The 15,548-nt window shown below is 68.5% G+C and carries 4 protein-coding genes; all 4 read right to left on the bottom strand.

From position 1 onward, the window contains the following. Nucleotides 1-58: 58 nt before the first annotated feature. Nucleotides 59-1,243: an HlyD family type I secretion periplasmic adaptor subunit gene (locus tag PPL01S_RS03310; RefSeq protein ID WP_016393948.1), complete on the bottom strand. Its 1,185-nt coding sequence runs from the start codon at nt 1,241-1,243 to the stop codon at nt 59-61. Next, on the bottom strand, nt 1,240-3,408 hold the full coding sequence (locus PPL01S_RS03305; RefSeq protein WP_028625315.1) for a type I secretion system permease/ATPase: 2,169 nt from the start codon (nt 3,406-3,408) through the stop codon (nt 1,240-1,242). Before PPL01S_RS03305 ends, PPL01S_RS03310 begins: the two co-directional genes overlap by 4 nt. After that, nucleotides 3,405-4,838 (bottom strand): TolC family outer membrane protein, encoded by a 1,434-nt coding sequence (locus PPL01S_RS03300; protein ID WP_016393950.1) that lies wholly within the window; start codon nt 4,836-4,838, stop codon nt 3,405-3,407. The genes PPL01S_RS03305 and PPL01S_RS03300 overlap by 4 nt, the downstream gene beginning before the upstream one ends. Nucleotides 4,839-4,901: 63 nt before the next feature. Beyond that, a complete protein-coding gene (locus tag PPL01S_RS03295) occupies nt 4,902-15,398 on the bottom strand; it encodes a BapA/Bap/LapF family large adhesin (protein ID WP_028625316.1) in 10,497 nt (3,498 codons plus the stop codon). Between the last annotated feature and the right edge of the window lie 150 nt (nt 15,399-15,548).

The following is a 15,548-nucleotide window of genomic DNA, read 5'->3' as shown; positions in this document are numbered from 1 at the left end:
CTGGCAATGTGCTGTCCCTGTGGGAGCCGGCTTGCCGGCGATGGCCGCGCAGCGGCCTTCAGCGCTCGCGCAATGCCTCCCTGGCGCGGTTCAACGGCTTGATCAGGTAATCGAGAATGGTCTTCTCACCGGTGCGAATATCCACCGTGGCGATCATCCCCGGCACGATGGCAAAGCGCTTGCCGGCCTTGTTCTGCAGGCTGTCCTGCTCGGTACGGATGAACACCCGGTAGTAGTAGATTTCCGGCTTCACTTCATCCTGCAGGGTGTCCGGCGAAATCCCCACCACCTTGCCATCCAGCCCGCCATACACCGAATAGTCGTAGGCGCTGATCTTCACCTTGGCCGCCTGGTCGGGGTGGATGAAGGCGATGTCCCGTGGCGCGATGCGGGTTTCGATGAGCAGGCGCTCGTCCATCGGCACGATCTTCATCACCTGCCCGCCCGGCTGCACCACACCGCCCAGGGTGTTGACCTCGATGTCCTTGACGATGCCGCGCACCGGCGAGCGCAGGGTCAGGCGCGACAGTGAATCGCTGCGACCGCGGATCACTTCCGACAAGCTGTCGGCCTCGGCGCTGGCTTTGGCCAGCTCCTCGCGGGCGCGCACCAGGTAGTCCGAGCGCGCTTCGCTGGCCTTGAGCTCCAGCTCCGAGCGCTGGCGGTTCAGGCGGATCACCTCGACCCGGCTGGAGGCACCCATCTTGGCCAGGTTCTCGGTAATCTTCAGTTCGCTGCGCACCAGCCGCAGCGAGTCCTCGATGCCCGCCAGGGTCTGCTCCAGGCCGCGTCGGCGGGTTTCGTAGAGGGCGGTCTCGGCGTCGATCAGCTCCGGCGAATCCCGCAGGCTGTCGGGGAAGTTCAACGGCTTGCCGGTCACCTCGGCGCGCAGCCGCGCGACGCTGGCCTTGGCCGCCCGGTACTTGGCCTCGCTCTCGCCGACGCTGGACGCGGTCTTGGTCGGGTCGAGCTGGGCCAGCACCTGGCCGCGATCGACCAGGGTGCCCTCGGCGACGTTCATCTCGGCGACGATGCCGCCTTCGAACGACTGGATCACCTGCTCCCGCGAGCTGGGGATCACCTTGCCGGTGCCCGTCGACACCTCGGTCACCTCGAACCAGGCAGCCCAGCCGAGAAACGCGGCGAGCATCAGCGCGCACAGGGTGATGACGCGCCCGGCGCGCAGCACGGCCTGGTCGTCCTGGCCATCCAGGTAGGAGGCGGGGAGTTCATGGTCGCTCATGCCTGGCCTCCTTGCAGTTTCGCCAAGGCCGCGTCGCGGCTGTCGTCGACGACGACGCGCCCACCATCGAGCACGATGATCCGATCGACGCGCTGCAGCACGCTCAAACGGTGGGTGGCGATCACCAAAGTCCGGCCCTGGCAGAAGCGGTCGAGACTGTCGAGCAGCTTGCGCTCGGTCATGTCGTCCAGCGAGGCGGTGGGTTCGTCCAGCAGCAGCACCTGCGGCTGGCGCACCAGCAGACGCGACAGCACCAGGGCCTGGCGCTGGCCACCGGAAAGGCCCATGCCGCCCTCGAGGATCAGGTGGTCCATGCCCTTGGTCAAGCGCCGGACGAAGTCCAGGGCGCCGGTGGCAGCCAGTGCGGCGACCAGTTCCTGGTCGCTGGCCTGGCCGGCGCCGAGGGTGAGGTTTTCCCGCAGGGTGCCGTGGAACAGACGTGCGTACTGGGGCAGCAGGCCCACGTCGCGGCGCAGGTCGGCCGGGTCGAGGTGGGCCAGGGCGATGCCGTCCAGGGTGACTTCGCCTTGCGCCAGGTCCATGGCCCCGCCAAGGGCCTGCAGCAAGGTCGACTTGCCCGCACCATTGCGCCCCAGCACGGCAATCCGTTCGCCCGGCTGGATGTCCAACTGGCCGATGTTCAGCACCGGTGGCGCTTCGGCCTCGTAGCGGAAGTTGGCCTGGCGCAGCCGGTACTCGCCACGGATGGCAGGCAGGTGCACGCGGGCTTCGCCTTCGGGGTGGTCGACCGGGGACTGCATCAGCTTGTCCAGGCCCTGCAGCGCCACCTTGGCTTGCTGCCAGCGGGTCAGTACATGGGTCAGCTGGGCCAGCGGCGCCATCATCCGCGACGACAGCATCGAGGCAGCCACCAGGCTGCCGGTGGTGAGGTCGCCGGCAATGACCATGGGCGCGCCGATGACGATGACCACGGCGAACACCGCACCCTGCACGTTCTGGGTCCAGGTCACCAGGCCGTTGGTCAGGGTGCGCAGGCGCAGGTTGGTGTGGGCGCAGGCGGCGTTGTACTGGTTCCATTGCCGCTCGAAGCGCGCTTCGGCCTGCAACGCCTTGATTTCGTCCAGGCCCTGGATGCTTTCCACCAGCATGGCATTGCGCAGCGACGACTCGCGCATCGACGCGTTGGCCAGGCGCGCCAGCCGCCGCTGCGCGAGCAACCCTGGCAGCACCATGGCCAGCAGCGCCACCAGCGGGATCAACACCAGCACCCCGCCGATCAGCCAGAACACCAACAGGAACAGCAGGAAAAACGGCAGGTCGGCCAGCGCCGTGGCGGTGCTCGAGGTGATCAGGTCGCGGATCGATTCCAGCTCGCGCAATTGCGAGATGAACGAGCCGGTGGATTTTGGCCGTGCCGAGTTGCGCAGGCGCAGGGCGTGGCCATAGACCAGGTCGGACACGCGCAGGTCGGCGCGCTTGCCGAGCAGGTCGGTCACTTTCAGGCGCAGCAGGCGCATGCTGAAATCGAACACCAGCGCCAGCACCACGCCGCCGAACAACACGTACAGGGTCGGCAACGATTCGGCCGGAATCACCCGGTCGTACACCTGCATGGAAAACAGCACACCGGCCAAGGCCAGCACGTTGGCCACCAACGACGCGACCATCACCTGCCCGTAGGGGCGCAGGTCGCGCAGCACGATACGGGCGAACCAGTGGCGGTCGTAGGGCGCGGTGTAGTCGTCGGTGCGCACGTCGCGCAAGGGCCGCGCCGGGCGCATCAGCGCGACCCGGTTGATGCGCCCTTCGAGCGCGCTGCGCGGCAGGCGCGAGGTCAGGCGCTGGTCGCCGGCAAACACCACGGCCAGCTCGTTTTCTTCGGTCACCGCTTCGACCACGGCCAGTTGGCCATCGTCGAGCTCCAGCACCAGCGGCGTGCGCCATTGCTTGAGGGCCTTGGCGTCGAAGCGCACGAAGCGCAGCGCAAGGCCTGCCTGGCGCGCCATGTGGCGGAGAATTTCGTCCAGTGGCCGGGCATCTTCCACCGCGGCCAGGCGGATACGCTGGGGCGAGACGTCCAGGCGGTAGTGGTGGGCGACTTGCAGCATCACTTCCAGCCAGGGCCCGAGGTCAGGGCGCTCGGCCACTGCCTGTTCGCCGTTGTGCTGCAGATTGGCCTGGCTCGGATTGACGGTATCGTTCATGGCTCGATCTCCACCCCTTGCAGGTTGCGCCCTTCCAGACCGAAGGCGCTGCGCAGGCCGCCGGTGTTGTACAGGCAGTCGACGTCCAGGCGCAGCAGGTCGGAGCGTGTGCCGGCGAGGTCGAAACGTGACTGATAGATTTCCTGCTCGGCGTTGAGCAGGTCGAGCAGCGGTCGCGTGCCCAGGTCCAGGTACTGCCGGCCATACAGCATGCGCGCTTCCTGGATGCTGACCTGGCGCGCTTCCAGCGAATTCAGCCGGCGCCCCAGCCCGGAAGTCTGCGCCATGGCTTCGGCGAGGCCACGGCGGGCCTGCAGGCGCGCGGCATCCTCGGCGGAATCGGCGGCGCTGAGAGCGTGGCCGGCGGCGCGGCTGCGGGCGCTGATGGCGCCGCCCTGGTAGATCGGCACCTCGAGGTTCAGGTAGATACCGGCCTGGGTCCGGTCGAGGCTGTGGTTGTCGCGGTCGTAGTCATTGTCCAGGTAATGGTTGACCTGCGGCTGCAGTGACAGGGTCGGGTAGGCTTCGGCCTTGGCCTGTGCCAGCTCCGCCTGCGATTGCGCACGCAGGGCCAGGGCCATGAGCACGGCGGGCAGGCGGTCGTCGCCATTGGCCGGGCGCTTGCAGGCCTGGTTCAGCTCCGGCGGCGCTTCCTCGGCCAGTGCCGGTGGCGACACACGGCCCAGCAGGGCCGCGAGGATCGAGCGCCAGCGCTGGTACTGCGCCTGGTATTCCTCGAGGGTGGCGCGAGCGGCCTCGACCCGCGATTCGGCCTGGACCAGATCGGAGCGGGTGCTGGCGCCCATGTCGCTGCGCTGGCGCGCCATGCCGGCGATGTCGTCGACCCCGCGGATCTGCTCGCGGGCGATGACCATCAGTTGCTCGTAGCGGCGCGTTTCGATCCAGGCATAGGCGGTGTCGCGCGCCAGGTCATCGACCACCAGCAGGATGTTGGCCTGGGCCCGGGTGGCGGCGGCGTGGGCGGCATCGACGGCGCTGTCGACCTTGCCGAAATCGTAGAGCATCTGCTTGAGCGACAGGTTCAGGGCCTGGCTGTTGCGGTCACCGCCGTAGCCTGAGTCGTAGCCGGTGCGGATACCTCCGGAAAGCTGCGGGTAATAACCGGCGCGGGCCACGTTGATGCCTTCGCCTTGCTTGTACAGGTTGCCGATGGCTTCGGCGACGCTCGGGTGCCACTGCGCGGCAGCCAGCACGGCTTCGGAGAGCCCCAGTCGGTCATCCGCGCTGGCCGACTGGCCTGACGGCGGACGAGCGGGGATGGCGTCGGGTGCATCACGCAACAGTGATGGCCCGATGGTGCGCAGCGAGGGATCTATGTCGTCGGCTGCCAGGGCAACCGGGTGGGTTGTGAGCACCAGGAGCCCGAGGGCTCCCGGCAACAGCGGTGACAGCGGACGGCGTCGCTTCACGAAATTCCCTTACTGCTGTTCATCCATGCCGCCGGGCGTGATGCCCGGCGGGTCGCAGTGGCCTCAGACGACATGGATGCCGTTCTGCACCCACAAGTGGTGGCTGGGATCCTCCTGGGCCGTGTACTGGCTGTAGTCAGTACCGTCAGCGGTTTGGTTCCCGGTCAGTGACCAGTTGTCGGTGAGGTGTACCGAGTCCTTGTCATCGCCCTTGATGATCAAGGTGTCTTTGCCGGTTTCGGTGATTGCCACCACATCCGTCAGGTTGAGGGTCAACGCCACCGAACTGGTGTCGTTGAGGTCGATGATCTCGATGTCGTGGACCCGCCCGACCAGGTCGCCGAGGTTGATGCTGGCATCGCCGCCGCCCCACAGCAGGGTGTCGGTGCCAGTGCCGCCGTCGACGCTGGCGAACTGCTGGTCGACCACTACCAGGGTGTCGTCCCCGGCGCCACCCTGCAAGGTGATGTGGCCACCTTGGCTGCCGTCGAGGTGGTCGTTGCCATCGGTACCGGCGATGACTTCGCTGGAGGCGGCTGCGGCGACCAGCGCCAGGTTGTCGTCGCCGCTGTCGGCCAGCATCGAGGTGGTGGCGGTGAAGGCGGCGGTGTTGTCCAGGTTGATGGTGAGGGTGGCCACGTCGCTGGTGCCGTTGGGGTGGGTCAGCTCGTAGGTGAAGGTGTCGTGCTGGCCGATTACCGCGGAGGTCAGCCCCGGGTTGAGGGTATAGCTGTAGCTGCCGTCGGCATGCACCAGCAGCGTGCCGTAGCTGCCGGCCACGCTGACCCCGTTGTAGCCGGGGATGACGTAGGTGTTGGCCGCGACCAGCACGCTCAGCACAGTGAGCGACGAACCGAGGGTGTCGGCGCCGCCGCCGGCGGTATCGGTCAGCAGGTTGCCGGTGACCGGGGTGTAGCCGCTGACCACGAACTCGTTGGTGTGCGTGGTGGTGGTGTTGAGGCTGGTGGTGATGGAGCTGGCCAGGCCGATGCCACCGGCCGTGACCCGGATATGGTAGGTACCGGGCCCCTGGTTCTGGAAGGTGTAGCCGGCGCCGCCGCCGAGCAGGCTGACCAGCGAACTGCCGCCCACCGCCTGCACCAGCACGTACTGCCCGGTGGCCGGGTTGAGCTTGAGCAGTTCCAGGGTGGTGCCGTTGAGCAGGCTCAGCAGGTTGGCCGAGTTCACCACCACTTGCAGGTTGGCCGTGGTGTCGGCGCCGACCGTGGTGGTGTAGGTCGCCTGGCGGCTGCCGATCAGCGGCAGGCTCAGCGAACCGAGGCTGGCGCTGCTGGTGTCCACGCGGTTGGCCAGGGCGATCTGGGTGCTGTCGATGTCATTGACGGCATCCACCACCGTGGCTGGTGCACTGAGGTTGCTGTCGCTCCAGATCTCCCCGGCCTGTGGGCTGTCGATGCGCACGTAGAGGTTGGCGACGTCGGTCAGGCCGTTGCCGTGCACCAGCTGGTAGCTGAACACATCCACCTTGCCGACGCTCGAGGGCGTGCCGTTCGGCGTGTAGGTGTAGCTGCCGTCGGCGCGAATCACCAAGGTGCCGTACAAGCCTTGCACTTCGGTGGCGCCGCCGGCGTTGACGAAACTGCCGTTCTTCAGCACCTGCAGCACCGCAGCGCTGTCCGGGCCGCGGGCATCGGTGCTGCCATCGACACCCGGGTCGCTGATGACGTTGCCGTTTACCGGGGTACCGATACCGGTGAACTGGGTCAGGCTGGTGGTATCGATGTCCAGGGTGGTGGTGACGTTGGTGATCAGGCCAATGCCGCCGCTGCCGACGGTCAGGCGGTACTCGCCGGCCTGCAGCACGCCGATGTCGACGCGGATGCCCTGGCCCAGCGGCAGCAGGATCAGGTCGAGCAGGCCCTGGCTGGTGCCGGTGGCCAAGGTCACCCAGGCGCCGGACGCATTCTTCACCTGCAGGGTGAAGGTGGCGCTGTTGAGCAGGGCCAAGGCGCTGTTGGTGGTCAGGGTCAGGGTCGGGTCCACCGTGGTGCCGGCACCGACCGTCCAGGTAAAGGTCTTGGTGAAGCCGGACAGCAAGGTGGTGAAGCTGTCGTTGTAGGTCTGGTGGGCGACCACCGGCGCCAGGTTGACGGTGGCGGTGGTCAGGTTGTCGCTGGCGATCACCGGGGCGTTGGCGTCGATGTCCGGCGCGGTGATGTTGACGTTGCCGGAGGTGTTGTTGCGCGGGTCGGTGAGGGTCACCGACAGCACCTGGCCGTTGTCCTGGGCAGGGCTCAGGGTGACGGTGAAGGTGCCGTTGGGTTGCACGGTCGCGGTCTGCAGCACGGTGCCACTGGCACTGCGCACGGTGACGGTGGCGCCTGGCTCACCGCTGCCGGTGAGGGTGCTGCCGTCGGCGCTGACCACCAGGTTGCTGGCGGCCGCCGGAGGGGTGAGGTCCGGTGCGGTCAGCGCGGTGGCGGTCGAGACGTTGCCTGCCGGGTCGGTGAGGGTGACGTTCAGTGCCTGGTTGTCGATCTGCGCTGCGGCCAGGCTGACCACGAACAGGCCGTTGCTGCCGACGGTGGCGGAGCCCAGCACGGTGCCGGCGCTGTTGCGCACGACCACCGTGCTGCCGATCTGGCCAGAACCGCTCACCGTGGTGCCGTTGGCGTTGATTGCTGCCACTGGGGCGGCGGGCGGTGTGGTGTCCGGGGCGGTGAGGGTGGCGCTGCCAGACAGGTTGCCGGCGGCGTCGGCCTGGCGCACGGTGAGCAGTTGCCCGTCGTTCTGCGCGCTGGCGAGGGTGATGCTGAAGTTGCCGTCGGCTTGTACCACGGCGGTGCCGAGCTGGCCGTTCGGCCCCACGACGGTGACCGTCGCGCCGGGCTCGCCGGTGCCGGTCAGCACCGTACCGCCGGTGTTGAGCCCAAGGTTGCTCGGTGGCACAGGCGCCTGCAGGTCCGGCGCGGTGTAGCGGGTGCTGCCAGAGACATTCTGTGCGGCATCGGCCTGGCTCACGCCGAGCACCTGGCCGTTGAGCTGGGCGCTGGCCAGGTTGATGCTGAACGCGCCTCCTGCATTCACCACACCACTGCCGAGCACGCTGCCGCTGGCGTCGCGCACCGTGACCGTGGCGCCTGCTTCACCGGTGCCGGTCAGGACCAGGCCATTGGCCGACAAGGCAGTGATGACCGGGTTGTCCGGCGGGGTGATGTCGGCGGCCTGGACGATCAAAGGCAGCGATTCGCCACCGAGCAGGGTCGAGGTGGTCACCGACAAGGTCTGGCCGTTGAGCTGCGGGCTGTTCAGCGTGAGGGTGAAGGTGCCGTTGAGGTTGGCCGCGCCGTTGCCGATCAATGTGCCTGCCGCATCGTAGACGCGGATCGACGCACCCGCGGCCGCAGTACCGGTCAAGGTCAGGCCGTCGGCGGCCAGCAGCGCACTGGTGGGCGGCTCAGGCGTCGGGATCAGGGGGGTGATGTAGTCGGCTTCAGCCGAGGTGTTGCCTGCCAGGTCGGTCTGGGTGACGATCAGCTGCGCGGCCGAGCCAGGGGCAGGGCTGAGGTCGACCTGGAAGGTGCCGTTGGCGGCGACGATGCCGGTGCCGATCACCACGTCGTTGAGTTTGACGGTCACCGTCGCACCGGCCTCGCCACGTCCGCTCAGCACGTCGTAGGCGGTGTTGATGTTCAGGTTGGTGACGAGTGCCGGCGCGGCGGTGTCCGCTGCCTGGTAGCTCGCGGGCGGCGAGGTGTTGCCGGCCTCGTCGGAGGCCACCACCGTGAGCAGTTGGCCATTGTTCTGTGCCGGTGCAAGCGTGACAGTGAACTCACCGTTTTCAGGCACGACGACCGTGCCGATCAGCGTATTGTTCGGGCCACGCACGGTGATGGTGCTGCCGGCTTCACCGGTACCGCTGAGCAGCGTGCCGCCACCACCCAGGGTCAGGTCGCCGGGTTGCGCGGGCGGGGTCAGGTCCGGTGCGGTCACTTGCAGGGGCGCAGAGGGATTGCCCGTGGCGTCCTGGGCAATGATGGTCAGGACCTGGCCGTTGATCTGTGGCGGGTTGAGGTTGAGCACGAAGGTGCCGTCGGCATCGACCACCCCCTGGCCGAGCATGTCGCCCCGGTCGTTCATCACCGTGACGCGGGTGCCCGCATCCCCGGTTCCGCGCAATTGCGTGCCGCTGTCGTTGAGATCGGCAAGCACGGCGCCTGGTGGTGTGATGTCGACCGCCGTGAGGGTGCTGATCGGCGATACGTTGCCGCTGCGGTCCGTCAGGACCACTTGCAGCAACTGGCCATCGAGTTGCGGCGCATTGAGGTTGACCACGAAGGTGCCGTTGGCGGCGACCGTGGCGGTGCCAATCTCCAGGGTGCCGACATACACGCGTACGGTGGTGCCGGCTTCGCCGGTGCCGCTGAGTTGATCGCCGCTGGCGCTCAGGTGCAGCCCGGCAGCCGCCGCCGGCGGCGTCAGGTCCGGTGCATCGACCGTGACCGGAGCGCTGATGTTGCCGGGTGGGTCGGCCTGCTGCACCGACAGCACCTGCTGGTTGATCTGCGCCGGCGTCAGCGGGACGCTGAAGCTGCCATCGGCGAGCACCAGGGTGGTGCCCAGGATTACGCCCGCGGCGTTGGTCACGGTCACGGTCGCGCCTGCTTCGCCGCGCCCGGTGACCACACTGCCGTCGGCGTTGATCGCGACATCGGTGAGCGCGGCAGGCGGGGTGAAGTCAGGGGTTTGCAAGGTGGCGACGGCCGACACGTTACCGGCGGCGTCGGCCTGGGTGATGCTCAGCAGCTCGGCGTTGCCCAGTGCCGGGGCGAGGGTGACGGTGAAATGGCCGCTGGCATCGACTCGCGCGGTGCCGATCTCGACACCCGCCGGGTTGAGCACGCTGATCAACGCACCGGCTTCGCCACGGCCGGTGAGGGTAATACCGTCGCTGGAGATCGCCAGTTCGGCAGGCGCGGCGGGGGGCGTGGTATCGGCCGCCGTGATCGGGCTTGGGTTCGACTGGTTGCCGGCGGCGTCGGTCAACACCACCTGCACCTGCTGGCCGTTGGCCTGAGGCGCACCGAGGCTGACCTGGAAGGTGCCATCGGCGCGGACCACGGCGGTGCCCAGCACGCTGCCATCGGCGGCCAGCACTTTCACCGTGCTGCCGGCCTCGCCGGTGCCGTCGAGCAGGCTGCCGCCTGCGCTGAAGGCGAGGTTGGCGGCAGCATCGGGGGCCACGCGGTCAGGCGCGGTGAGGGTGACGCTGTTCGACTCGTTGCCAGCGGCGTCCGTCTGGCTGGCGCCGAGCTGCTCGCCGTTGATCTGCGCGGCGCTCAGGGCAATGCTGAAATGGCCGCTGGCGTCGACCACGCCGGTGCCGAGGTCGATCCCGCCTTCACCGATCACGCTGACCGTGGCGCCCGGCTCGCCTCGCCCGCTGAGGGTCAGGCCATCGCTTGCCAGTACCAGGTCGGTCAGCGGTTGCGGTGCGGTGCTGTCCGGTGCCTGCAGGGTGGCTGGCAGTGAAGCACTGCCATCGGTGCCCACGGCACTGACCTGCAGCACTTCGCCGTTGGCCTGGGCGCTGCCGAGGGTGACGCTGAAGGTGCCGTCGTTGCCGACCGCTGCAGTACCCAGCAGGGTGCCCCCGGGGCCGTAGACGTTCACCGTGCTGCCCGGTGTGGCGCTGCCGGTGACCACCAGGCCATCGGCCGACAGCAGCAGGTTATCGGGCGTCTCTGGCGCCAGGTTGCCCGGCGCGGTGACGGACTGCGCGGGCGATGCGTTCTGGGCGGCATCGGCCTGGGTCACGCTGAGGCTTTCACCGGCAGACGCCGCCGGGGCGAGGCTGACGCTGAAGCGACCATCGCTGCCGACCGTTGCCGTACCAAGGGACGTGCCATCGGGGGCGCGCACGGTGACCGTGGCGCCCGCTTCACCGGTACCGGTCAAGGTGGCGCCATCGGCCGAGACGGCCAGGTTGGCGACCGCGGCGGGCGGGGTGGTGTCGGCAGCGGTGTACGGGGTGCTGGGCGACAGGTTCCCGGCGGCATCGGTGGCGCTGACCTGCAAGGTCTGGCCGTTGGTCTGGGCACTGTCGAGGGTGACCTGGAAGGTGCCGTTGCTGTTGGCCACGGCAGTGCCCAGCAGGTTGCCCGCCGCATCGCGCACGCTTACCGTGCTGCCCGCTTCGGCGATGCCGCTCAGCTGCAGTCCGCTGCCGGCCAGGGCCAACGCGCTGGGCGCTGCCGGCGGAGTGAAGTCCGGCGCGATGACGGCGACGGCGGCCGAGGTGTTGTTGCCCGCATCGGTCTGGGTCACGCTCAAGTGCTGGGCATTGAGCTGGGCACTGGTGAGGGTGAGGGTGAAACTGCCGTTGGCAGCCACCAGGCCGCTGCCGATGATGGTGCCGTCGGGCCCGCGCACGGTCACGCTGGCACCGGCTTCACCGAGACCGGTCAGGGTCAGACCATTGTTGTTGAGCACCACGTTGCTAAGCGCTGCCGGTGGCGTCAGGTCCGGGGTGCTCAAGGTGATGGCGGGCGAGGTGTTGCCCGCGGCATCCACCTGGCTCACGCCGATCGCCTGGCCGTTGGCCTGGGGGGTATCGAAGGTCACCGTGAAGCGGCCATCGGCACCGACGGTGGCGCTGCCGACCACGCTGCCGGCGGCGTTGCGTACCTGCACGGTGGCGCCCACTTCGCCGCTGCCGGACAACTGCCGGCCATCGGCGCTGAGCAGCGTATCGCTGACTGCTGCCGGTGCAGTGCGGTCGGGCGTCGCCAGGCTCGATGGCGCCGACACGTTGCCGGCGGCATCGGTGAGGGAGACCTGCAGGGCACTGCCCGTGGTTTGCGCATTGGGCAGGGTGATCTGGAACTGGCCGCTCTGGTTGACCGTGCCGGTCGCCAGGATTGCGCCACTGGCGTCGCGCACGGTGACGATCGCACCTGCTTCGCCCTGGCCGCTGACCACGGTGGCGGCGCTGTTCAGGCTCAGCCCGGTGGCGGCGTCTGGCGCCTGCAGGTCGGGTGCTTGCAGGGTGGCGGCGAGCGAAGTGTTGCCGGCGGCGTCGGCCTGGGTGATGGTCAGGTTCTGGGCGTTTGCCTGTGGCGGTGTCAGGTTGATGCTGAACAACCCGTTGCTGCCTACGGTCGCGGTGCCCAGCAGGGTACCCTGGGCATCCACCACGCGTACGGTAGCGCCCACTTCGCCGTGGCCGGTGAGGGTGCTGCCGCTGCGGTCGAGGGTGAGCTGGTCGGGTGCATCTGGTGCGGTCCTGTCCGCCGCGACGATGGTTGCCGGCACCGAAGGCTGGCCATCCAGCGAGGCGCGGGCGGTGACTTGCAGGGTCTGTGCATTGAGCTGGGCGTTGCTGAAGAACACCCGGAACGTGCCATCGCTACCGACCGTGGCGGTACCCAGGGTGGTGCCGCCGGAGGTCACGGTGATCAGCGAACCCACGGTGCCTTCCCCGGTGAGCAGGAACCCGTCGGCGCTGATCAGCAGGCCGCTGGGGGTGGCCACTTCTGTGCCGTCGGGGCCATTGAGGGGGGTGGGGGTTGCATTGCCAGCGCCATCGCTGACCACGACCTGGACGAGGTCGCCGCTGGCCAGCGGTGGCGCGACCGTGATCACGAAGCTGCCGTCGGGAGCTGCCGTGGCCGTGCCCAGTACCGTGCTGCCGTCACGCACGGTGACCGTGCTGCCGGGTTCGGCGGTGCCGCCGACGGTTGCGCCATCGGGGCTGACGGCAAGGTCCGTGGCGGCGGCGGGCGGCGTGTTATCCGGTGCGCTGATGGTGGTCGTGGCCGAGTCGTTGCCCGCACCATCGGTGACCACCACGGTCACGGCTTCGCCATTGGTCAGAGGCGTGTCCAGTGACACGCTGAAACTGCCATCGGCATTCACGGGGACGGTGATCACGTTGCCGTCGGGGTCGGTGACCGTCACCGAACTGGCGCCTGGTGCAGTGCCGGTGACCGTGGTGCCGTCCGCGCTCACGCCGACATCGGTCGGCAGCACCGGCGGGGTGAGATCGGGTGCGGTGGCCTGGCCTGCGGTGGAGGCATTGCCGGCCGGGTCGGTCAAGGTCACCTGGAGCGTCTGGCCATCGAGTTGCGCAGGCACCAGCGGCACGCTGAAGTTGCCGTTCGCCGGGATCACCAGGGTGCCCAACAGGTCGCCGTTGGCGTTGCGCACCTGCACCGATGCGCCGGCTTCACCCGTGCCGCTGAGCACGCTGCCATCGGCGCTGACCTGCAAGCCGGTCGGGGTGGCCGGCGCGCTGCTGTCGTCGGCCGTGAAGCTGGCCGATGGCGAAGCATTGCCCGCTGGGTCCACCAGTACTATCGACAGCACCTCACCGTTGGCCTGGGCCGGGTTGAGGGTGACGCTGAACGTACCGTCTTCATTCACCGTGGCACTGCCCAGCAACTGCCCGGCCGCGTTGCGCACCAGCACGGTGCTGCCGGCTTCACCCTGGCCATCGAGCTTCGTGCCGCCTGCGGTCAGTTCGAGGCCTTGGGCGGCTTGCGGCCCTTGCAGGTCGGTAGCGGTCACGGTGCCGGCCGTGGAGGTATTGCCAGCAGCGTCTGCCTGGGTGATGGACAGGGTCTGGCCATTGAGTTGTGGCGGGTCGAGGGTGACGTGGAAGCTGCCATCGGCCGCCACCACGGCAGTGCCGAGCACCGCGCCGCCGGCCCCGGTCACTCGCACCTGGGCGCCAGGCTCGCCGGTGCCCGACAGGACGCCGCCATTGGCGGACAAGCTCAGGCCGCCTGGGATGGCAGGTGCCTGGCTGTCCGGTGCAGACAGGTCGACCGCTGCCGAAACGTTGCCGGTCGGGTCGCGTTGTTCGACGGTCAGTGCCTGGCCGTTGGTCTGTGCCGTACCGAGGGTGATTTCGAAGGTGCCGTTGCTCGCCACCACCGCGCTGCCCAGTACGCTGCCATCAGCGCCGCGCACGGTGACGGTGGCGCCCGGCTCGCCGGTGCCGGTAACGGTCGTGCCGCTGGCATCGATGCCAGGGCTGCCGACGGCCTGCGGCGGGGTGCTGTCGGGCGCGGTGAAGTCCACCGCTGCAGAACTGTTGCCCGCGGCATCGATCACGCGGATGGCCAGGGTTTCGCCATTGGCCTGGATCGGGTCGAGGGAGAGGCTGAAGGTGCCATCCGGCCCGGCGATGGTGCTGCCGATCAGGGTGCCGTTGGCATCACGCACCTCTACGCGGGCGCCGGCTTCGGCGCTGCCAGTGAGGGTGCGCCCATCGGCGCTGATCACCAGGTTGCTGGCCGGTGCTGGTGCTGTGGTGTCACCACCGCCAGTGTCGATATCCGGCGCGGTGACACTGCCGGCGGTCGAGGTGTTGCCGGCGTGGTCGGTGGCAGTCACGTGCAACTGCTCGCCGTCGACCTGTGGCGGCACGAGGCTGATGCTGAACGCACCGTTGGCGCCCGCCACGGCGCTGCCGAGCACGGTCGTGCCGTCGGCGGCGAGTACTTTCACGGTGCTGCCCGGCTCGGCGCGGCCGGTCAGCACACTGCCGTCGGCGCTGATGGTCAGGCCGCTGGGTTGGGCGGGAGGCAGCAGGTCGGCCGAGGTCACCGCGCCGGGTGCGGAAACATTGCCGGCGGCATCGGTAAGCAGCACTTGCACGGTGCTGCCGTCGACAAGCGCCGGCTGGAGCGTCAGATGGAAGGTGCCGTCCGCGCCGACGGTGCCGGTTGCCAGGACATTGCCATCGGCATCGCGCACTTGCACCGTTGTGCCGGCTTCGCCGCGGCCACTGAGTCGCTTGCCGGCCTGGTCGATCACAAGGTTGGTCGGCGCATCGGGTGCAGTGGTGTCGGGCGGATTGCCCACGCCACCGTCGGGGGCTGTCACCGACGCGGGATCGGAGCTGTTTCCGGCAGGATCGGTCAGGGTGACACCCAGTTTTTCGCCGTTGGTCTGTGGCGAGTTCAGCGAGACATCGAAAGTACCGTCGGCCCCTACCGTGCCGGTGCCGATCACATTGCCGGCGGCATCGCGTACCGTGACCGTGGTACCCGCTTCGCCACGGCCGGTCACGTGCAGGCCATCGGGCGATACCAACAGATCGATGGCGCTGGCCGGGGGCGTGGTGTCACCAGGTGCGGAGCCGCCACTGCTGCCGCCACCGCTGCTGTGGTCCGCGGCCGCAGCCGCGCCACCGACGCCAAGCAGGCTCAGGGCGGCGATGGCCCAGGTCGGGGTGGCACTGCCGGCCACGCCGATGCCGGCCACCAGTTCATCGAGCGAGGCCACTTCGTCGAAGGTGAATCCGGTGAAGGCCGCGGCGTCATAGTTGGCGTGCCATAAGGTACCGTCTTCGCCGACGAACACCATGTCGCTACCGACGCCGGCCTGGTCCACGGCGAAGAAGTTGCCGACGGTGACCTTTTCCCCGGATTTGAGGGTGACGATCAGGTCCTGGCCACGGCGGGTGACGGTGGCCACCTGATCAGGGGCAACTGGCATCTGCACGACACCTGGGCTTTTGAGCGCGATATCACCCCAGGCATTCTGGGTGGCGACGGCGGATTGCTTGTCGGCGACGACGATGTTGTCCATGGATGCTCCCTGCTGGTGTGCGGTACGCGCAGGCGGACCTGCCTTGCGAGCTCGCCTGTCAGGCGCAGCTTGGCCGTGTAGCGGCCTGTGACCGGTGCTATGGGAGATATAGCAGTCCAGCAGGAAGCAACCAGAGGCTTTCTGGGTTAA

It is taken from the genome of Pseudomonas plecoglossicida NBRC 103162 = DSM 15088 (genome assembly GCF_000730665.1).
GTDB lineage: Bacteria > Pseudomonadota > Gammaproteobacteria > Pseudomonadales > Pseudomonadaceae > Aquipseudomonas > Aquipseudomonas plecoglossicida.
This window is presented reverse-complemented; position numbering and strand designations above follow the sequence as displayed.